This is a genomic window from Cyanobium sp. ULC065 (genome assembly GCF_977927515.1).
Window position 1 is genome coordinate 1,040,126 of record NZ_OZ376393.1, and the last position, 20,363, is coordinate 1,060,488.

The following is a 20,363-nucleotide window of genomic DNA, read 5'->3' on the forward strand; positions in this document are numbered from 1 at the left end:
ACCTCTCTGTCCGGTCTACGCCGCTGCCCTTCCACGCCGCCGTCATGACAGGCCAGTCCGCGCCAGCACTGACCACGCCAGCACTGATCGACAGCCACTGCCATCTGGTGTTTCGCAACTTCGAGCACGATCTCGAGGAAGTGATTCAGCGTTGGCGCCAGGCCGGGGTGGTCTCCGTGCTTCACGCCTGCGTCGAACCTGCCGAGATTCCGGCGATTCGCGCCCTTGCCGATCGCATCCCTGAGCTGCGCTACTCCGTGGGGGTTCATCCGCTCGACACCGAGCATTGGCAGGACGACACCCCCGCGGTGCTGCGCGCTGCCGCTCAGGCCGATGGGCGGGTGGTGGCGATCGGGGAGCTGGGCCTTGACAGCTTCCGCGCCACCAATCTTCAGGTGCAGCTTGACATCCTGCGTCCGCAGCTGGACCTGGCCGTGGAGCTGGATCTCCCGGTGATCATCCACTGCCGCGATGCGGCCGAACCCATGTTGGCCGAGCTGCGAGCCCGGCAGAGCGAAGGACGCTGCCCCCGCGGGGTGATGCACTGCTGGGGCGGAACCCCTGAAGAAATGGAAGGTTTTCTGGAGCTGGGGCTGCTGATCAGCTTCAGCGGCACCGTCACCTTCGCCAAAGCCGAAGCCACCCACGCCTGTGCCCGCCAGGTGCCGGCCGACCGCTATCTGGTGGAAACCGATTGCCCGTTCCTCGCACCGGTCCCCCGTCGGGGCAAGCGCAATGAACCCTCCTTTGTGGCCTCAGTGGCCGAGCGGATGGCTGTGTTGCGCGGGGAAACCCTCACAGAAGTGGCGGCTTGCAGCACCGCCAATGCGGTAGGTCTTTTTCGACTTCCTGTGACATCCATTCCTCAATGTGTATGATGTTTTATTGGTCTGGCAGAGCGAGCGCTCCATTGTCGACGTCAGCAGTCTTGAACCGAGCTCCATAGGCCGGATTCAGGCGGGCCGCCCCTTCCGGCCCCACCCGCCTGATCCGCCCGTTTCCAGCGCGCAGGCGGCTCATTCCCCCTTGTCTTGAGCCCCCCAGGGCATTTCAAGCCGCTGACGCCCCCGTTCCAGGTCACTCCTCCCCCTCCGTACTGCAGGTCCCCGCATGAGCAGCGCGATCCAGGTCGCCAAGACCGCCACTTACCTGCCCGATCTCGTGGAGGTACAGAGGGCGAGCTTCAAATGGTTCCTGGAGAAAGGGCTGATCGAGGAGCTCGACAGCTTCTCCCCGATCACCGACTACACGGGAAAGCTTGAGCTGCATTTCGTCGGCGATCAATACCGGCTGAAGCGCCCCCGCCACGATGTGGAAGACGCCAAGCGTCGTGACGCCACGTTCGCCTCGCAGATGTATGTCACCTGCAGGCTGGTCAACAAGGAAACCGGTGAGATCAAGGAGCAGGAGGTCTTCATCGGTGAGCTGCCGCTGATGACCGAGCGCGGCACCTTCATCATCAACGGCGCTGAGCGCGTGATCGTCAACCAGATCGTGCGCAGCCCCGGCGTCTACTTCAAGGAAGAGCCCGACCCCAAGACCGGTCGCAAGACCTACAACGCCAGTGTCATCCCCAACCGCGGTGCCTGGCTGAAGTTTGAAACCGATAAGAACGAGCTCATGCACGTCCGGGTCGACAAGACCCGCAAGATCAACGCTCACGTGCTGATGCGGGCCATGGGCCTCTCAGACGTCGACGTGCTCGACAAACTGCGGCACCCCGACTATTACCGCAAGACGATCGAAACAGCCACCAACGTCGAGCTGATCACCTCCCAGGATCAGGCTCTGCTGGAGCTCTACAAGAAGCTGCGTCCAGGCGAGCCCCCGTCGGTAAGCGGTGGCCAGCAGTTGCTGGATTCCCGCTTCTTCGATGCCAAGCGCTACGACCTCGGCCGGGTCGGCCGTTACAAGATCAACAAGAAGCTCCGGCTCACGGTTCCCGACGAAACCCGGGTGCTCACCAAGGAGGAGTTGCTCTCCACCCTTGACTACCTGATCGGCCTGCAGCTCGGACAGCCCGGCTACGAAGTCGACGACATCGATCACCTCGGCAATCGCCGTGTCCGCTCGGTGGGCGAGCTGCTCCAGAACCAGGTGCGCGTCGGCCTCAACCGGCTGGAGCGGATCATCAAGGAGCGCATGACCGTCGGTGAGACCGAGTCGCTCACCCCGGCTCAGCTGGTGAACCCCAAGCCCCTGGTGGCGGCGATCAAGGAGTTCTTCGGCTCCAGCCAGCTCAGCCAGTTCATGGACCAGACCAATCCTCTGGCCGAGCTCACCCACAAACGCCGCATCAGCGCCCTCGGCCCTGGGGGCCTCACGCGGGAGCGCGCCGGCTTCGCCGTGCGTGACATTCACCCCTCCCACTACGGCCGCATCTGCCCGATCGAGACGCCGGAAGGGCCGAACGCCGGTCTGATCGGCTCGCTCGCCACCCACGCGCGGGTTAACGAATACGGCTTCATCGAAACTCCCTTCTGGCGCGTTGAGGATGGCATCGTCCTGAAGCAGGGCGACCCGATCTATCTCTCGGCCGACCTCGAAGACGAGTGTCGCGTTGCTCCTGGCGACGTGGCCACCGACGCCGAGGGACGCATTCAGGCCGAACTGGTTCCGGTCCGCTACCGCCAGGATTTCGAAACCGTTCCTCCCACCCAGGTGGACTACGTCCAGCTGTCGCCGGTGCAGGTGATTTCGGTGGCCACCTCCTTGATCCCCTTCCTGGAGCACGACGACGCCAACCGTGCCCTGATGGGCTCGAACATGCAGCGTCAGGCGGTCCCCCTGCTCCGGCCCGAGCGGCCGCTGGTGGGCACTGGTCTGGAAACCCAGGTCGCGCGCGACTCCGGCATGGTGCCGATCACCCGTGTCAACGGTGTGGTCACCTTCGTGGATGCCACGGCGATCGTGATCCGCGATGTCGACGGTGTCGACCATCCCCACCTGCTGCAGAAGTACCAGCGCTCCAACCAGGACACCTGCTTGAACCAGCGCCCGATCGTCAAGCAGGGTGATGCGGTGATCGCCGGCCAGGTGCTGGCCAATGGATCTGCCTGCGAGGGGGGTGAGATTGCCCTGGGCCAGAACGTGCTGATCGCCTACATGCCCTGGGAGGGCTACAACTACGAAGACGCCATCCTGGTGAGCGAACGGCTCGTGCAGGACGACCTCTACACCTCGGTGCACATCGAGAAGTACGAGATCGAAGCCCGCCAGACCAAGCTCGGACCCGAGGAGATCACGCGGGAAATCCCCAATGTGGCGGAAGAGAGCCTCGGTAATCTCGATGAAATGGGCATCATCCGTATCGGCGCTTATGTCGAATCGGGTGACATCCTCGTCGGCAAGGTCACGCCCAAAGGGGAATCCGATCAGCCGCCGGAAGAGAAGCTGCTGCGTGCGATCTTCGGTGAGAAGGCTCGCGATGTGCGCGACAACTCTCTGAGGGTGCCCAACACCGAACGGGGCCGCGTGGTGGACGTGCGCATCTACACCCGCGAGCAGGGCGATGAACTGCCGCCGGGCGCGAACATGGTGGTGCGCGTCTATGTGGCCCAGCGCCGCAAGATTCAGGTGGGCGACAAGATGGCCGGTCGCCACGGCAACAAGGGCATCATCAGCCGCATTCTTCCCCGTGAAGACATGCCCTACCTTCCCGATGGTTCCCCCATCGACATCGTGCTGAACCCGCTGGGTGTGCCCTCCCGGATGAACGTCGGCCAGGTGTTCGAGTGCCTGATGGGCTGGGCTTCCTCCCACCTGGGTTGCCGCGTGAAGGTGGTGCCCTTCGATGAGATGCACGGGGATGAAACCTCCAAGAACACCGTGCAGAAGTACCTCGAAGAAGCTGCCAATCAACCCGGCAAAGACTGGGTCTATGACCCCGAGAACCCCGGCAAGATCCAGCTGATCGACGGTCGCACCGGCGAGAAGTTCGACCAACCGGTCACCGTGGGCTATGCCCACATCCTCAAGCTGGTGCACCTTGTCGACGACAAGATCCACGCCCGCTCCACCGGCCCTTACTCGCTCGTCACCCAGCAGCCTCTCGGCGGCAAAGCCCAACAGGGCGGCCAGCGGCTCGGGGAAATGGAGGTCTGGGCCCTGGAGGCCTACGGCGCCGCGTACACGCTGCAGGAGCTGCTCACCGTCAAGTCCGACGACATGCAGGGCCGCAACGAGGCGCTCAACGCCATCGTCAAGGGCAAGCCCATCCCTCGCCCCGGCACACCTGAGTCGTTCAAGGTGCTGATGCGCGAGCTCCAGTCCCTGGGTCTGGACATCGCGGTGTACACCGACGAAGGCGTCGAGGTTGACCTCATGCAGGACGTCAATCCTCGCCGCAGCACCCCCAACCGGCCCACCTACGAGTCGCTCGGCGTCGCGGATTTCGACGACGACTGAAGATCCACGCCTGATCCGTTCCGTACTCCTTGACGTCCGCGCGACACCCCGGCCATGACCAACAGCAACCTCCGCACCGAAAACCACTTCGACTACGTCAAGATCACGCTCGCCTCCCCCGAGCGGATCATGCAGTGGGGGCAACGCACCCTGCCGAACGGTCAGGTGGTCGGTGAGGTCACCAAGCCTGAGACGATCAACTACCGCACGCTCAAGCCCGAGATGGACGGGCTGTTCTGCGAAAAGATCTTCGGCCCTTCCAAGGATTGGGAGTGCCATTGCGGCAAGTACAAGCGGGTGCGCCACCGCGGCATCGTCTGTGAGCGCTGCGGGGTGGAGGTCACCGAGAGCCGGGTGCGTCGTCACCGCATGGGCTTCATCAAGCTGGCGGCTCCGGTGTCGCACGTTTGGTATCTGAAGGGGATCCCCAGCTACGTGGCGATCCTGCTGGACATGCCCCTGCGGGATGTGGAGCAGATCGTTTATTTCAACTGCTACGTGGTGCTCGAAAAGGGCGACCACAAGGACCTCACCTACAAGCAACTGCTCACGGAAGATGAGTGGCTGGAGATCGAGGATCAGATCTACGCCGAGGACTCGGAGATCGAGAACGAGCCCATCGTGGGCATCGGTGCGGAAGCTCTCAAGCAGCTGCTTGTCGACCTCAACCTCACCGAGATCGCTGAACAGCTCCGCGAGGACATCGCCGGCAGCAAGGGTCAGAAGCGGGCCAAGCTGATCAAGCGCCTGCGGGTGATCGACAACTTCATCGCCACCAATGCCCGGCCGGAGTGGATGGTGCTTGATGCCATCCCCGTGATTCCGCCGGATCTGCGCCCGATGGTGCAGCTCGATGGTGGCCGTTTCGCCACCTCCGACCTCAACGATCTCTACCGCCGGGTCATCAACCGCAACAACCGCCTGGCGCGGCTGCAGGAGATCCTGGCTCCCGAGATCATCGTCCGCAACGAAAAGCGGATGCTGCAGGAGGCTGTCGATGCCCTGATCGACAACGGCCGCAGGGGCCGCACCGTGGTGGGCGCCAACAACAGGCCGCTCAAGTCCCTCAGCGACATCATTGAGGGCAAGCAGGGGCGCTTCCGCCAGAACCTGCTGGGCAAACGGGTCGACTATTCCGGCCGGTCCGTGATCGTGGTGGGCCCCAAGCTGAAGATGCATCAGTGCGGTCTGCCCAAGGAGATGGCGATCGAGCTGTTCCAGCCGTTCGTGATCCACCGGCTGATCCGTCAGAACATCGTCAATAACATCAAGGCGGCCAAGAAGCTGATTCAGCGCGCCGACGACGAAGTGATGCAGGTGCTTCAGGAGGTGATTGAAGGTCACCCGATCCTGCTGAACCGGGCCCCCACGCTGCACCGTCTCGGCATTCAGGCGTTCGAGCCCAAGCTGGTGGATGGTCGCGCCATCCAGCTGCACCCGCTGGTGTGCCCTGCGTTCAACGCCGACTTCGACGGTGACCAGATGGCCGTGCACGTGCCACTGGCGATCGAAGCTCAGACGGAGGCTCGCATGTTGATGCTGGCCAGCAACAACATCCTCTCGCCGGCCACCGGCGAGCCGATCATCACCCCCTCCCAGGACATGGTGCTGGGCATCTACTACCTCACGGCTCTCGATCGCAATGAGGCGAAGCCGGCCTTCGGTGACAGGAGCCGCACCTTCGCTGGCCTGGCCGATGTGCTCAATGCCTTCGATGAGAAGCACCTCGCCCTGCACAACTGGGTGTGGGTTCGCTTCTCCGGTGAGATCGACGACGAGGACGAAAGTGATGTTCCCCTCAAGCAGGAAACGCTCAGCGATGGCACCCGCATCGAGCAATGGAAATACCGCCGCGACCGCTTCGATGAAGACGGTGCTCTCATCAGCCGCTACCTGCTCACCACTGTCGGCCGCGTCGTGATGAACGTCACCATCATCGATGCGGTGGCCGCCGTCTGAAGGCTCAGTTCCGCCCGAGTTGTTTCTGCCCTCCTCCACCCGCCTTCCTCCGCGCCCCCCCATGACCAGCACACCTTCCACCTCCACGTCCGATCAGGGTCGCCGCAACGCTCCCCTGACCAAAGAAGCCCCCCGCTTCATCAACAAGGAGATCAACAAGAAGGCGTTGCGCAACCTGGTGGCGTGGGCCTATAAGCACCACGGCACAGCGGCCACCGCCTCGATGGCGGATGAGCTGAAGGACCTTGGCTTCCACTACGCCACTCAGGCGGCCGTGTCGATCTCGGTGGAAGATCTGCGGATTCCGGTTCAGAAGGTGCGCCTCCTCGAGGAAGCCGAGCAGCAGATCACCGATACCGAAGAACGCTATCGGCTCGGCGAAATCACCGAGGTGGAGCGCCATACCAAGGTGATCGACACCTGGACCGAAACAAACGAGCGTCTGGTCGAGGAAGTCAAGAAGAACTTCAACGACAACGACCCGCTCAACTCCGTCTGGATGATGGCCAACTCCGGCGCCCGGGGCAACATGTCCCAGGTGCGGCAGTTGGTGGGCATGCGCGGCCTGATGGCCAACCCTCAGGGGGAGATCATTGACCTGCCGATCCGCACCAACTTCCGCGAAGGGCTCACGGTCACCGAGTACGTGATCTCGTCCTACGGCGCCCGCAAGGGTCTGGTGGACACGGCTCTGCGTACCGCCGACTCCGGCTACCTCACCCGCCGTCTGGTGGACGTGGCCCAGGACGTGATCGTGCGGGAAGACGACTGCGGCACCACCCGCGGCATCCCCATTCAGGCCGATGAAAAGGGCCGTTTCCAGGCCAAGCTGGTCGGCCGCCTGGCCGCGGAGCCCGTGGTGGCTTCCTCCGGCGAGGTGCTGGTCGAGCGTGATGGCGAAATCGATAAGCCGATCACGGCGCTGATCGAAGCCGCCGGTGTGCGCACCGTGCTGGTGCGCTCTCCGCTCACCTGTGAGGCCGCCCGTTCGGTTTGCCGCAAGTGCTACGGCTGGGCTCTGGCCCACAACCAGCTGGTGGATCTGGGTGAAGCCGTCGGCATCATCGCTGCTCAGTCGATCGGTGAGCCCGGCACCCAGCTCACCATGCGCACCTTCCACACTGGTGGTGTGTCCACGGCCGAAACTGGCGTGGTGCGCTCGCTGCTGGAAGGGGTGGCGGAATTCGGCCCCAAGGCCCGGGTGCGTCAGCACCGCACGCCCCATGGCGTGGAGGCTCAGATCGCCGAAACCGATTTCACCCTTTCGGTGATTCCGAGTGCCAAGGGCAAGGTGCAGAAGGTGGATGTCACTAGCGGCTCCATCCTGTTCGTCTCCAACGGCCAATCGATCCCGGCGGACACGGTCCTGGCCCAGATCTCGGCCGGCACGTCCGTCAAGAAGAGCGTGGAGAAGGGAACCAAAGACGTGATCTGTGACCTGGCCGGGCAGGTGCGCTATGAGGACGTGATCCAACCTCGGGAAGTCACCGACCGCCAGGGCAACATCACCCTCAAGGCTCAGCGCCTGGGCCGGATGTGGGTGCTGGCCGGCGATGTGTACAACCTTCCTCCCAATGCCCAGCCCGTGGTGGCCGGCAACAAGCCCGTCACCACCGGCGATGTGCTCGCCGAGAGCCGGCTCGTCAGTGAGCACGGTGGTGCTGTGCGCCTGCGGGAATCGGCGGGCGATTCGCGTGAAGTGCAGATCGTCACCGCGAGCCTCACCCTCAAGGATTGCAAGCTGGTGCATGAATCCACCCATTCGGGGGAAACCTGGCACCTGGAAGGCAAGGACAATTCCCGCTACGTGGTGCGCACCCACCCTGGCAGCAAGATCGGCACCGGCGAAGTGATTGCCGAGCTGGCAGATGACCGCTTCCGTACCCAGACGGGCGGCATGGTGAAGTACGCCCCCGGCCTCTCGATCAAGAAGGCCCGGTCGGCCAAGAACGGCTACGAGGTGTCCAAAGGCGGCACCCTGCTGTGGATTCCCACCGAAACCCATGAGATCAACAAGGACATCTCCCTGTTGATGATTGAGGACGGCCAGTGGATTGAAGCCGGCACTGAAGTCGTCAAGGACATCTTCAGCCAGATCGCTGGCATCGTCACCGTCACCCAGAAGAACGACATCCTTCGCGAGATCATCGTTCGCTCCGGCACTCTCCACCTTGTCTCGGACAGCAAGGTGCTGGGCCGCTACGCCGATGAAGGCAAGCTGCACAATCCTGGGGAGGAAATCGCTCCGGGCCTTGTCACCGAGGCGATGGTGTATGTCGAGGCAGTGGATACTCCCGAAGGAGGAGCGCTGCTGCTGCGTCCGGTGGAGGAATACACCATTCCCGATCAGGCCCACCTTCCTGAACTGGGTACCATCAAGCAGAACGGCGGACCGTCGCTCGGTCTCAAAGCCACCCAGCGTCTCACCTACAAAGACGGTGAGGTGATCAAGTCGGTGGAGGGCGTAGAACTGCTGCGCACCCAGTTGATTCTTGAAACCTTCGACACCACCCCCCAGATGACGGTGGATGTGGAAGTGGTGCCCGACAAACGTGCCAAGACGATCGAACGCCTGCAGCTGGTGATTCTCGAAACCCTGCTCGTGCGCCGCGACACCCTCTCCGACGCCAGCCACGGCTCCACCCACACCAAGCTCCAGGTTGAGGACGGCGTGGCCGTCAAGAGCGGCGACGTGGTCGCCACCACCCAGATCCTCTGCAAGGAGAACGGCCTGGTTCAGCTGCCTGACCCGGTGGATGGGGAGCCCGTCCGCCGTCTGATCGTCGAGCGTGCTCACGACACCAAAGACGTCGACTGCGGCTCGGCCGCGATCGCAGTCACGGTCGGTCAGCGCCTCGTCGATGGTGAGCTCCTCGCCGAAGGCATCCGCGCCGACTGCTGCGGCCAGGTGGAGGCGATCAGCGGCAGCACGATCACGATCCGTCTCGGCCGCCCCTACATGGTGTCCCCCGATTCGGTCCTGCACGTCCGCGACGGTGAACTGGTGCAGCGCGGTGATGCTCTGGCGCTGCTGGTGTTTGAGCGCCAGAAAACGGGTGACATCGTTCAGGGTCTGCCCCGCATCGAAGAACTGCTCGAAGCCCGCCGTCCACGTGAATCAGCGGTGCTCTCGCGCAGGTCGGGCACGGTGCAGATCAAGCAGGGCGAAGACGACGACACTGTGACGGTGACGGTGATCGAATCCGACGACGCCCAGACCGACTACCAGCTCTCCCATGGCCGCAATGCCATGGTCAACGACGCGCAGCAGGTGAGTGCCGGTGAGATGCTCACCGACGGCCCGATCAACCCACACGAACTGCTCGAGTGCTACTTCGAGGATCTGCGTTCCCGCAAGCCTTCGATGGAAGCGGCTCAGGAAGCCATCTCCAAGCTTCAGTTCCGCATGGTGCAGGAAGTGCAGAACGTGTACAAATCCCAGGGCGTCACCATCGACGACAAGCACATCGAAGTCATCGTCCGTCAGATGACCAGCAAGGTGCGCATCGAAGATGCCGGTGACACCACCCTGCTGCCGGGCGAACTGATCGAACTGCGCCAGGTGGAGCAGGTGAACCAGGCGATGGCGATCACCGGTGGTGCTCCCGCGGAGTTCACACCAGTGCTGCTGGGTATCACCAAGGCGTCGCTCAACACCGACAGCTTCATCTCTGCCGCCAGCTTCCAGGAAACCACCAGGGTGCTGACCGAAGCAGCGATCGAAGGCAAGAGCGACTGGCTGCGCGGGCTCAAGGAGAACGTCATCATTGGTCGGCTCATCCCCGCCGGTACTGGCTTCGGTGGTTTCGAGGAAGAGCTGCGCAGCGAAGCTGGCCCCCATCCCGACATTCTTGATGAGGAGTCCGGCGGTTACCGCCGCGTGGCCAACCTGCGTCCCGATTACACCGTGGAGATGCCGGCCGCCACGGCTGTCGCCGCCCCCGCGGTGCTCGATGACCCCTCCGAGGACGAGCTCGATGCGGTGCGCAGCAAGCGGGGCATCGAAGCCACGGCCAGCACCTTTGCCGCCTTCGCCCGGCCCAGTGTCGAGGAAGGTCTGGAAGAGGAGCTGATTCCTGATCCAGCCGCCGTGGAAGGATTGCTGGAAGAAGGTCTCCTGAGCGACGACTGATCCATGGTTCTCCAACCCCCGATCGTCCCGCAGCGCCGCCTGCCGCGCTTCGGCTTCCACCACCACACCGAGCTGCTGAACGGCCGCCTCGCCATGCTTGGCTTCATCGCCCTGCTGGCCGTGGAGTGGAAGCTGGGTCATGGCCTGCTGGTGTGGCCCTGACGGCTCCTCCCACAGTTCCCTTGCTGGGCCTCAAGCTTGAGGCCCTGGAAGCCTGGGCGGTGGCCCAGGGCCAGCCCGCCTTCCGCGGCGGCCAACTTCACGAGTGGATCTACGCGAAGGGCGCCCGGCGCTTTGCCGATGTCACCGTGCTGCCGAAGCTCTGGCGTGAGCGGCTCGGCGGCAATCCCGACGTCGAGCAGGCCGATCCGATCGGCCGTTCGCGCGAATTGATTCGCAGCGTGGCCAGCGACGGCACCACCAAACTGTTGTTGGCCACCGCCGATGGGCTGAGCCTCGAGACCGTCGGCATCCCCAGCCGTGACCGGCTCACGGTCTGCGTCTCCAGCCAGGTGGGCTGCCCGATGGCCTGCCGCTTCTGCGCCACAGGCAAGGCCGGCCTTGATCGCTCCCTGGCGGTGCATGAAATCGTTGATCAGGTGCTCACGGTGCGCGAGGTGATGGGGGAGCGCCCCAGCCATGTGGTGTTCATGGGCATGGGTGAGCCGCTGCTCAACATCGAGGCCGTGCTCGGCGCGATCGACTGCCTGTGCACTGATCTCGGCATGGCCCAGCGCCAGATCACCCTGAGCACCGTTGGGGTCGCCCAGACCTTGCCGCAGCTGGCCGAGCGGGCCCTCGAACGGCTCGGCCGCGCCCAGTTCACCCTGGCGGTAAGCCTGCATGCGCCTGATCAGTCGCTGCGGGAGCAGCTGATTCCCACGGCCCGCGCCTACCCACTCGAACGGCTGTTGGACGATTGCCGCCGCTACGTGGCTCTGACCGGTCGGCGTGTGAGCTTCGAGTACATCCTCCTGGGCGGGCTCAACGACCACCCGCGTCAGGCAGTGGCCCTGGCCCAGCTGCTGCGCGGTTTCCAGAGCCACGTGAATCTGATCCCTTACAACCCGATTGAGGAAGAGCAGTTCCAACGCCCCAGCCTGGAGCGGGTCGAGGCCTTCCGGCGTGCCCTCCAGGACCGCCATGTGGCCGTGAGCGTCAGGGCCAGTCGGGGGTTGGATCAGGACGCCGCTTGCGGGCAACTGCGGCGACGGTTGGCACCGACCGGCTGAGGCCTTTCCCCTGAGGCCACGCCGCTGTGGCGCGTGGATGAGACAGGCGCGCCGCCGTTGTACGGCATGCCAGCGCGTCTTTTGCAGACGGCCTCACCCAGGCACGCTGAAGCCGCTGGATCAGGGCCGCTCTCACCCCCAGCCAACAACGACCGTGGGTCACCCGTCAGGTGGCATCGCGGGAGGGATCGAACGCCCCGCGGGCTTCCGCTTCGCTCCAGGGCGTGAGCTGAAGCATCAGCAGGAAGGCTGGCAGCGCTGCCGCCACGGTGAACAGGAAGAACGGTCCCCATCCCGCCCGCTCGGCCACGAGCCCGGCGGGTGCCGCCAGCACCGAGCGGCTCATGGCGTAGACGCCGGAGAACAGGGCGTACTGGGTGGCGGAGAAGCGCGGGTTGCAGAGGCTCATCAGCAGGGCCACGAACACCGCGCCCACCATCCCGCCGGAGAGATTCTCCAGGCTCACCACCGTGATCAGCCCTGCCAGCCCGCCGCCGAACTGGGCGAGTGCCCAGTAGCTGAGATTGCCTAGCGCCCCGGCGACGGCGAACAGCCACAGGGAGCGGTTCATGCCCAGCCGGCTGAACAGCACGCCCCCCAGCACCGTGCCCGCCATCGTGGCGGCCACCGCCCAGCCGCCTTGCACCAGGCCGATGTCGGCGGGGCTGAAGCCCTGGCTGGTCAGGAACGGGATCGCCATGGCGCTCAGCAGGCCATCCGGCCAGCGGTAGAGCAGCACCAGCAGCAGCAGTTGCCAGGAGCGGTTCGGGCCGCTGCGCCGCAGGAATTCCCGGGCTGGGCCCAGCACCGCCTGGCGCAGGCTGGTGACCGGATGGTCGATGGCGGGCAGCCGCGGTGCCGTCAGGGTGAACGGCAGCATGGCGGCGATCAGCACCGCCGAGCCGAGAAAGGCCGCCGGCCAGCCGAAGCGCCCTGCCAGCAGGAATCCCCCTGCCCCCACTGCCAGCATCGCCGCCCGGTAGCCCAGCGAGGCGGCGGCCGCACCGGGCCCCCGCTCCAGTTCCGACAGCAGGTCGGTCCGGTAAGCATCCACGGCGATGTCCTGGGTGGCGCTACAGATCGCCAGCACCAGCGCCATCACGCCGATGGCGGCGAGGCTGGTGGCGTCGGTGCTCGGCCGCAGCAGCGCCATCGCGGCGGTGACCACCACCAGCACCAGCTGCAGCAGCACCAACCAGCCCCGGCGCCGGTCGGGCCAGGGGATCGGCCAGCGATCCAGCAGCGGCGCCCAGAACAGCTTCAAGGTGTAGGGCAATTCGGCCAGGGGAATCAGGCCGATCAACCCCAGCGGTACCTGGCTGGCGCTCAGCCAGCCCTGCAGCAGGCGGCTGCCCACCATGTAGGGAGCACCGCTGGCCACACCGGCGGCCGCCACGGCCACAAGCCGGCGCCAGGACGGAATGGTGGGGGCAGGGCTGGAAACAGGCGGCAAGGGTCCCGTTCACGACTGGGCGAACCCTATGCCTTCAGAATGCCAACACCACCAGGACTTTCCGTGTCGTTCTTTCGCTCCACCCTGCTGCCGGCCGGAATCGTGCTGCTCTTCGGCCTGGCCCTGTTCGCCGTGAGTGCGAGGATCTGGCTTCCCGGCGACATGGCAGCGCCTGCGCCGATTGGATGAGGAGGGGCAGTCTGGTGCCCATGGAAGACGAAGCCAGCAGCGAATCCGTGCCGCCGTTCTCAAGGAGCCCGGCGGAACTGGCGTTCGATCCGGAGCTGCTGGCCGGCGAGCTGGCTCAGGAACTGGCTCTCGATCCGCTCGATGCCATCGACACGCTCGAGCCTGGCCAAGGCGACATCGCCGCTGAGTGCGATCTGGGCCTGGAGCTGCTGGCCGGCAGCCACGACCAGTGCATGCAGGGGCTGCGCATCTTCTGCGAACACCGCGATCCTCGCGCCGTGCCACGGCTGCTGCCGCTGCTGGCTTCCACCTGCCCGATCCTGCGGATGAGCGCGGTGTACGCCCTCGGACGCAACCCCGATCCGCGGGCGGTGGAGCCCTTGCTGGCCCTCCTTCAGGACGATGCCAACGGTTACGTGCGCAAGGCGGTGGCCTGGAGTCTGGGCAATTACCCGGAAGCGCCGGTGCTCAACCCCTTGATCCGGGCGCTTCAGCTCGACATCGCCGCTGTGCGCCTTTGGGCAGCCGGGTCGCTGGCTGACGCCGGCAGCACGGGAGCGGCCAAGGCGGATCAGGCGGCTGCCCAGCTGCTGCTGAGTCTGCGGATCGACAGCGAGCCGGTGGTGCGCAGCAACAGCGCCTGGTCACTCGGCCGCCTGTACGACCATCTCGTCCCCCCACGCCAGTCGGAGCTGGTGGGTGTGCTTGTGGACGTGTTGCTGAACGACAACGACGCCACCGTGCGCGACGAGGCCCGCGTGGCCCTGGAGCAACTGGAGGATCCCTCCGTGCTGGAACGGTTGCAGACACTGGTCGATGAGGGCCTGCTGAACTGAAGCGCCGCACGGTTTGATCGATCCGGCTAGCATCCGGCCACGCTTTCTGCCGCAGGATGGCTCAGCACACCATCCGATTTCGCATCCGGCCCGACGGCACCGTCGAGGAGCTGGTCCATGGATTTCGTGGTGAGGGTTGCCAGCAGCTGACCGAGCGGATCGAATCCAGCCTCGGCAGCGTTCAGCAACGCAGCAGCACGGCGGAAGCCTTCCAGAGCCAGATCCAGACCTCCTCGGCGGCTTTGCCGGTCGAGCAGCGTTCCGCCTGAACCCTTCACCGTTCGCCCCCTGTTTCGATGTCGCACTTCAGCACCGTCAAGACCGAGCTCCGCGACCGTGAGGCCCTTCTCGGCGCCCTGCGTGATCTCGGCCATGAGCCCGATCCGAGCGAGCGTCCGGTGCGCGGCTATCGCGGCCAGACCGTCCTCGCCGACCTTTGCGTGGCGCAAAGTGGTGGCGGCGACATCGGCTTCCGCTGGAATGCCACCAGCAACAGCTACGAGCTGGTGACCGACCTCGATCTGTGGAAGCAGCCCGTGCCTGTGGAGCGCTTCCTGGCCCAGGTCACCCAGCGCTACGCACTCCGTTCCATTCTTGCCGCTTCGGCAGCGGAAGGCTTCCAGGTCACGGAGCAGACCCAGGCCGTCGACGGCAGCATCGAGTTGGTCGTGTCCCGCTGGGACGCCTGAGTCCGTGCCGCCTGACCGGCCCCAGTCCGCCACGGCAGCCACCAGCTTTGCTGCAGTCCCGGGCGCTGCTGCAGCTGCTGATCCTTCGCTGGCTTTCACGGCCGCGGCCACGGCACGCCCTGTGCCCACCGGGCGTGAACCGCTGCTGGGCGGGCGTCTGCGTCAGCGGGCCGTCTGGGTCGACGAGGCCGTTTGCATCGGCTGCCGTTACTGCGCCCACGTGGCCGGCAACACCTTTCTGGTGGAGCCCCTGTGGGGACGCTCACGTGCGATCCGTCAGGACGGTGATAGCACCGAGACGATTCAAGAAGCGATCGATACCTGCCCGGTCGACTGCATTCACTGGGTGGCCTACGAGGAGATCCCGGCGCTGGAGGAGCAACTGCGCCAGCAGGAGCTTCACCCTCTGGGCCTGCCCTGCGCGGCACGGGTCAAGCGCACCCTGCCGCGGCCCTGAATCTCCCCACCCGTCCCGCAGCAGCACCGGTGATGCCGCCCATCCCCACGCGCCGTTTCGGCCGCACCGGTCTGCCCATGCCGGTGCTTTCCCTCGGCGGCATGCGCTACCAGCAGAGCTGGAGCGACCTTCCCGGCGACCAGATCACCCCGGCCAGCCAGGCGAATGTGGCGGCCACCCTGGAGCGGGCCCGCGCCCATGGCCTGCATCACATCGAAACGGCGCGCCACTACGGCACCTCTGAACGGCAGCTGGGCTGGCTGCTGGGGCCCACGCCGGATCCGCAGCGCATCCTCCAGACCAAGGTGCCGCCGCACGAGGATCCCGCCGCCTTCGATGCTGAGCTGGAACTCAGCTGTGCGCGGCTCCAGGTGGAGCGGCTCGATCTGCTGGCCATCCATGGCGTCAACCTGCCGGAGCACCTGCAGCAGACCCTGCGCCCGGGCGGCTGCCTGGAGGTGGTGCGCCGCTGGCAGCGCGACGGCAGGCTCGGCTCTGTCGGCTTCTCCACCCATGCTCCGCTGCCGCTGATCCTGGAGGCGATCGAAAGTGATGCCTTCGATTACATCAACCTGCACTGGTATTTCATCCGCCAGCAGAACAGCGCGGCGATCGAGGCCGCCCGCCGCCACGACATGGGCGTGTTCCTGATCAGCCCCACCGACAAGGGGGGGCACCTGCACAGCCCCTCGGAGCGGCTGTGTGAGCTGTGCGCGCCACTGCATCCGATCGTGTTCAACGATCTTTTCTGCCTCGCCAACGCCGACGTGCACACACTCAGCGTCGGAGCGGCCTGCCCCCAGGACCTCGACCTGCACCTGGAGGCTGTGCAGCGGCTCCCCGAGGCTGATCAGCTGCTGCCGCCGGTGCTGGAGCGGCTGGAACAAGCGCGGCTCGATGCGCTCGGCGCTGCCTGGCTGGCCAGCTGGCAGGAGGGGCTGCCCGACTGGAGCGACACCCCCGGTGGCATCAACGTGCCGGTGCTGCTCTGGCTGTACAACCTGCTGGAAGCCTGGGACCTCGAGAGCTTCGGCCGCGCTCGCTACGGCCTGCTGGGGCAGGGGGGGCACTGGTTCCCCGGTGCCAATGCCGATGCCCTCGATGCCGAGGTGAGCGAGGCGGCGTTGTTGGCGGCTCTCCGGGCCAGCCCCTGGGCCGCCCAGATCCCCGAGCTGCTGCGCCGACTGCGGCGTCGGCTCGGAGGTACCCCGCACCAGCGGCTGATGGCCGGGGAGGCGGCCGCCTAGCCCAGCGGCAGCTTGGCGGGTACGCCCACGGGACGGGGGTAGAGCCTGGGGCACGGTCCAGTGGAAGCCACCACCACGGCATGGCGCACACCACGGCCTGACGGCAGCTCCTGCCGCTCCACCCGCCGCAGCTCGGCCCGCAGGGGCAGCACGGCCCGCTCCATGGCCTGCTGGTCTTCGGCGCCCCACTGGCCCCGGTAGAGCAGCGCCTGGCCCCCGGGCCCGAGCAGCGGCACCAGATATTCGGCCACCACCGGCGCCGCGGCCACGGCGCGGGCCAGGGCCCAGTCGAAGCGGCCGCGGCAATCACGGCTGTGGCCTGTGAGCTCCGCCCGCTCGCACCGCACCACCACCCGCTCGCCCAGATCCAGCGCGGCGGCCATCGCCTGTACGGCCGCCGCCTTGCGGCCCACCGAATCCACCAGGGTGAGCCGCGCCTGGGGCAGGGCGATCGCCAGCACCAGGCCGGGGAAGCCGCCGCCGGTGCCCACGTCCACCAGCTGCAGCGGCGCCGCCGGGCTACATAGCAGGGAGCGCCAGGGCCAGAGGCTGTCGAACACCTGGGCGATCCAGTAGTCGTCGCCCTCCACCAGCCGGGTGAGGTTGAGGCGGCCATTCCACTGGCGCAGCTCCTGCTGCAGCGCTTCGAGTGCGCCCAACTGCGCCGCGTCGGGCTGCCAGCCGAGTGCGGGCCAGATCGACGTCAGGTCTCTGGCCTGTACCGGGGGGCTGGGGGGATCGAGCGGAGCGTTCATTCCCTAGGAGGTCACCATCCGCGCCGGCAGAACCGACTGAGATCTCTAGGATCTCGCAGACCCGGTGCGGGCTTGGTGGCTGCAGGCGAACGTCCAGGAGGGGGGCAGACCCACTACCAGTTGCTGCGTCTGTCGACCACGGCGACGGCTCAGGAGCTGCGCCTGGCGTTCCGCACCTTGAGCAAGCTTTACCACCCCGACACCACCACTCTGCCGGCTGCGGAAGCAGAGCAGCAGTTTCAGCGCCTGCAGACGGCCTACACCACCCTCAGCGACCCCGACAGTCGCCACGCCTACGACCGGCAGCTGCGGCTGCTGCAGCTGCAGAAAGCCGCAGCGCTCCAGCAGGCCACGGCCGCCCCCGCCGCCCCCGGCCTGGGGGTTCCCGCTGGGCAGCGCGCCCTCTCCGCACGCCGGGCGCTTTCGGGCGGTGAGTGGTTCGCGCTGGTGCTGCTCGGTGCCGCCCTGGTGTGCAGCCTGGTGCTGGGGATTGGTCTGGCCTGGTGGCGTGGAGTTGATCTGCTGGTGTTGCCCGTGTCCGTGCAGACTGCCCCTCCATCCGGTGATACCGCTGGGGATGAACGCCCTGCCTCCGCTTCAGACGCCCCTCTACAACCATCCGTTGCCGGCCCTGGAGCAATGGCTGCGGCAGCTGGGAGCGAGCCCCAGCCGCAGTGACCGCAGCTCCTGGGATCTTCATCAGCCGCACTGGAGTGCCTTGATCGAGTTCGCGGTCGAGGACATCCGCGTGACCTGGCACCAGGACGGGCGCAGCACGGTGCGGCTGTTTCCCTATGGCCTCACCCGCGCCGATGTGGAATCAGCGATCCTGGCCGGGCCCTGAGCCGCGCTCACAGGGCGGCCAGACCCTCCTGGATCACGGCGTAGCAGTGGGCCAGCTGGTCGTCAGTGAGGCACAGGGGCGGCAGCAGATAGACCACCTGCCCCAGGGGCCTGATGAACACGCCCCGTTCCAGCGCCAGGCGCTGCAGCACCCGCCCGCTGCGGTTCAGGTAGCCGGGGTCGGCCACCTTGAGGTCGAAGGCGGCGATGGTGCCGCACAGGCGCGGCCGCTCCACGCGCGGATCGGCGGCGAGCGCTTCGAGATGCGGCCGGTGCCGCGCTTCGAAGCCCGCATACCGCTCCGGAGCTCCGGCCAGCAGGGCCAGGCTGGCGTTGGCCGCGGCGCAGCCCAGCGGGTTGGCCGTGAAGCTGTGGCCGTGGAAGAAGGTGTGGGTGGGGTCCCCGCTGATGAACCCCTGGTAAAGCTGCTCGCTGGCCAGGGTCACCCCCATCGGCAGGAAGCCTCCGGTGAGGCCTTTGGAGAGCGCCACCAGGTCGGGGCGGATCCCCGCCTTGCGGCAGGCGAACAGCGCGCCGGTGCGGCCGAAGCCGGTCATCACCTCGTCGGCGATCAGCAGGGCGCCCGCCTGGCGCACCCGCTGCTCCACCGCCTGGAGAAAGCCGGGACGCACCATCGCCATGCCGCTGGCCCCCTGCACGAGCGGCTCCAGGATCACCGCCGCCGTGGGACGCTCCAGAAGGCTTTCGAGCGCCTGCAACGCTGCCTCTTCCTTCTCTGCCACCAGCGGATCGTGCCACCAGGTGGAGGGCCAGGGGGCCCGCGCCACCGGGCAGAGCAGCGGGTCGAAGGGCGCCGAAAACAGGGACCGCTCCCCCATCGCCATCGCCCCGAAGGTGTCGCCGTGGTAGGCCCCGTCAAAGGCGATCCACTGCGGGCGGTCCTCGCCACGATTCAGCCACCACTGCCAGGCGATCTTCAGGGCCACCTCCACGGCCGTGGAGCCGTCATCGGAGAAGAACAGCCGCTCCAGCCCGCTGGCGGCGCTGAGGCTTGTGGCCAGCTGCTCGGCCTGGGGATGGCTGAAGTTGGCGAAGATCACCTGCTCCAGCTCCGCCACCTGGCTGGCTACCGCTGCCGCGATCGTGGGCTCGGCATGCCCGTGCAGGGTCACCCACCAGCTACTGATCGCGTCGATCAGCTGGCGGCCGTCATCGAGTTCCAGCAGGGCGCCCCGGCCGCGCACAGCCCGCAGCGGCGGCTCGCTCGTGGCCACCTGGGTGGTCGGATGCCAGAGATGGGGATGCCAGCTCATCGGGCAGGAACGGCGGCCTTCACCGGCAGCGGCGGGCTTCGCGCTCACCTTCGGCGGCCAGGGGGCCGCAGTTCACCCACCGCACCACCGAGATCTCGATGTCGGTGAAGATCACCAGCACGGCGGTGCAGGTCGCTGCCACCACAGTGCTGACCAGCGCGTGCTTTCGGGTCATGCGCCAAGGTTACGGGGCGCCGAGGGCGCTGCTGAGGGCGCTGCTGAGGCCGCTGGTCTCCCAGGCCTCGGCCAGCGCGGCGGCCCCCAGCAGCGGCAGCGGCGGCAGGCAGCCCAGCAGCGGCGCACCGCTCAGCTCGCCCAAGGTGCCGGGATTGTCGGCATGCGGGGGGCCGTTGAGCACGAGGCCCAGCAGGGGGATCTGGCGGCTCCGCAGCGCCTCCACCGACAGCAGGGTGTGGTTGAGGGTGCCCAGTCCGCTGCGGGCCACCAGCACCACCGGCAACCCCCAGCGCTGGATCTGATCGATCTGCATCAGGTCACGGCGCAGGGGCACCAGCAGCCCGCCGGCCGTTTCCACCACCAACGGTCCGTCCACGGCGGGAAGATCCAGCCGCTCCCGCTCGAGATGCTCCCCTTCCAGCTCGGCAGCCCAGTGGGGCGAGACCGGCGCGGCGAAGCGGTAGGCCTCCGGCAGTAATCGCTGCTCGATCTGCGCGGCGGTCAGCCCCAGCATCCGGCCCACCCGGTCACGGTCGCCGCCGCCCTCGAGCCCGCACTGCACCGGCTTCCAGTAGTGGGCGCCCAGCCCCAGGGTCAGCAGGGCGCTGACCACCGTCTTGCCCACGTCGGTGTCCGTGCCGCAGACGATCAGTTGCTGCTTCATGAACGTGCTGCCTCGTTCAGATGCTGCTGGTGCATGAGCTTGCTGCCTC

The 20,363-nt window shown here is 66.5% G+C and carries 19 protein-coding genes; 14 read left to right on the forward strand and 5 right to left on the reverse strand.

What is annotated here, in order from left to right; translation table 11 throughout:
• Positions 1 to 44: 44 nt before the first annotated feature.
• From ACXMDP_RS05000 to rlmN, 6 genes are all read left to right on the forward strand, one after another.
• Positions 45 to 878 (forward strand): TatD family hydrolase, encoded by an 834-nt coding sequence (locus ACXMDP_RS05000; protein WP_259728875.1) that lies wholly within the window; start codon positions 45 to 47, stop codon positions 876 to 878.
• 232 nt (positions 879 to 1,110) lie between these two features.
• On the forward strand, positions 1,111 to 4,407 hold the full coding sequence (rpoB, locus tag ACXMDP_RS05005; protein WP_094510214.1) for a DNA-directed RNA polymerase subunit beta: 3,297 nt from the start codon (positions 1,111 to 1,113) through the stop codon (positions 4,405 to 4,407).
• Positions 4,408 to 4,461: 54 nt separating this feature from the next.
• Positions 4,462 to 6,366: a DNA-directed RNA polymerase subunit gamma gene (locus tag ACXMDP_RS05010; RefSeq protein ID WP_094510215.1), complete on the forward strand. Its 1,905-nt coding sequence runs from the start codon at positions 4,462 to 4,464 to the stop codon at positions 6,364 to 6,366.
• 61 nt (positions 6,367 to 6,427) lie between these two features.
• A complete protein-coding gene (locus ACXMDP_RS05015) occupies positions 6,428 to 10,498 on the forward strand; it encodes a DNA-directed RNA polymerase subunit beta' (protein ID WP_259728874.1) in 4,071 nt (1,356 codons plus the stop codon).
• Positions 10,499 to 10,501: 3 nt separating this feature from the next.
• Positions 10,502 to 10,660 (forward strand): chlorophyll a/b-binding protein, encoded by a 159-nt coding sequence (locus ACXMDP_RS05020; protein ID WP_094510217.1) that lies wholly within the window; start codon positions 10,502 to 10,504, stop codon positions 10,658 to 10,660.
• Complete coding sequence (gene rlmN, locus ACXMDP_RS05025) at positions 10,651 to 11,730, forward strand: 23S rRNA (adenine(2503)-C(2))-methyltransferase RlmN (RefSeq protein ID WP_457767100.1); 1,080 nt, start codon at positions 10,651 to 10,653, stop codon at positions 11,728 to 11,730. Before ACXMDP_RS05020 ends, rlmN begins: the two co-directional genes overlap by 10 nt.
• Before the next feature lie 166 nt (positions 11,731 to 11,896).
• Here rlmN and ACXMDP_RS05030 read toward each other — a convergent pair whose 3' ends face one another.
• Entirely contained in the window at positions 11,897 to 13,183 is a 1,287-nt protein-coding gene (locus ACXMDP_RS05030; RefSeq protein ID WP_259728872.1) for an AmpG family muropeptide MFS transporter, read from the reverse strand.
• Between the two features lie 63 nt (positions 13,184 to 13,246).
• On the opposite strand from ACXMDP_RS05030, the gene ACXMDP_RS05035 reads away from it, so the two are divergent.
• The 6 genes from ACXMDP_RS05035 (at position 13,247) to ACXMDP_RS05060 (ending at position 16,601) form a co-directional block, all read left to right on the forward strand.
• Entirely contained in the window at positions 13,247 to 13,372 is a 126-nt protein-coding gene (locus ACXMDP_RS05035) for a hypothetical protein (RefSeq protein ID WP_255099860.1), read from the forward strand.
• Between the two features lie 20 nt (positions 13,373 to 13,392).
• Entirely contained in the window at positions 13,393 to 14,208 is an 816-nt protein-coding gene (locus ACXMDP_RS05040) for a HEAT repeat domain-containing protein (protein ID WP_094510218.1), read from the forward strand.
• Between the two features lie 56 nt (positions 14,209 to 14,264).
• Positions 14,265 to 14,477, forward strand: coding sequence for a DUF2997 domain-containing protein (locus tag ACXMDP_RS05045; protein ID WP_259728871.1), 213 nt, complete (start codon positions 14,265 to 14,267; stop codon positions 14,475 to 14,477).
• A gap of 27 nt (positions 14,478 to 14,504) precedes the next feature.
• Positions 14,505 to 14,897 (forward strand): DUF1257 domain-containing protein, encoded by a 393-nt coding sequence (locus ACXMDP_RS05050; protein WP_094510220.1) that lies wholly within the window; start codon positions 14,505 to 14,507, stop codon positions 14,895 to 14,897.
• A gap of 88 nt (positions 14,898 to 14,985) precedes the next feature.
• The gene (locus tag ACXMDP_RS05055) at positions 14,986 to 15,354 is read left to right on the forward strand and encodes a ferredoxin (protein ID WP_255140986.1); all 369 of its coding nucleotides are present in this window, start codon (positions 14,986 to 14,988) and stop codon (positions 15,352 to 15,354) included.
• 32 nt (positions 15,355 to 15,386) lie between these two features.
• Positions 15,387 to 16,601: an aldo/keto reductase gene (locus tag ACXMDP_RS05060; RefSeq protein ID WP_259728870.1), complete on the forward strand. Its 1,215-nt coding sequence runs from the start codon at positions 15,387 to 15,389 to the stop codon at positions 16,599 to 16,601.
• Here ACXMDP_RS05060 and rsmG read toward each other — a convergent pair.
• The gene (gene rsmG, locus ACXMDP_RS05065; RefSeq protein WP_259728869.1) at positions 16,598 to 17,356 is read right to left on the reverse strand and encodes a 16S rRNA (guanine(527)-N(7))-methyltransferase RsmG; all 759 of its coding nucleotides are present in this window, start codon (positions 17,354 to 17,356) and stop codon (positions 16,598 to 16,600) included. The two genes, ACXMDP_RS05060 and rsmG, sit on opposite strands and share 4 nt — an antisense overlap.
• Positions 17,357 to 17,431: 75 nt before the next feature.
• On the opposite strand from rsmG, the gene ACXMDP_RS05070 reads away from it, so the two are divergent.
• Both ACXMDP_RS05070 and ACXMDP_RS05075 read left to right on the forward strand, forming a co-directional pair.
• Positions 17,432 to 18,034 (forward strand): J domain-containing protein, encoded by a 603-nt coding sequence (locus ACXMDP_RS05070; protein ID WP_259728929.1) that lies wholly within the window; start codon positions 17,432 to 17,434, stop codon positions 18,032 to 18,034.
• A complete protein-coding gene (locus ACXMDP_RS05075; protein WP_094510223.1) occupies positions 17,934 to 18,200 on the forward strand; it encodes a DUF3143 domain-containing protein in 267 nt (88 codons plus the stop codon). Before ACXMDP_RS05070 ends, ACXMDP_RS05075 begins: the two co-directional genes overlap by 101 nt.
• Before the next feature lie 7 nt (positions 18,201 to 18,207).
• Here the strand turns inward: ACXMDP_RS05075 and bioA are convergent, their stop codons facing one another.
• Genes bioA through bioD form a run of 3 tightly spaced genes read right to left on the reverse strand, consistent with a single transcriptional unit; the run spans position 18,208 to position 20,314 of the window.
• On the reverse strand, positions 18,208 to 19,473 hold the full coding sequence (bioA, locus tag ACXMDP_RS05080) for an adenosylmethionine--8-amino-7-oxononanoate transaminase (RefSeq protein ID WP_259728928.1): 1,266 nt from the start codon (positions 19,471 to 19,473) through the stop codon (positions 18,208 to 18,210).
• Positions 19,474 to 19,492: 19 nt separating this feature from the next.
• Positions 19,493 to 19,648, reverse strand: a complete 156-nt coding sequence (locus ACXMDP_RS05085; RefSeq protein WP_259728868.1) for a hypothetical protein — start codon at positions 19,646 to 19,648, stop codon at positions 19,493 to 19,495.
• Between the two features lie 9 nt (positions 19,649 to 19,657).
• Positions 19,658 to 20,314: a dethiobiotin synthase gene (gene bioD, locus ACXMDP_RS05090; RefSeq protein ID WP_259728867.1), complete on the reverse strand. Its 657-nt coding sequence runs from the start codon at positions 20,312 to 20,314 to the stop codon at positions 19,658 to 19,660.
• Positions 20,315 to 20,363: the final 49 nt, after the last annotated feature.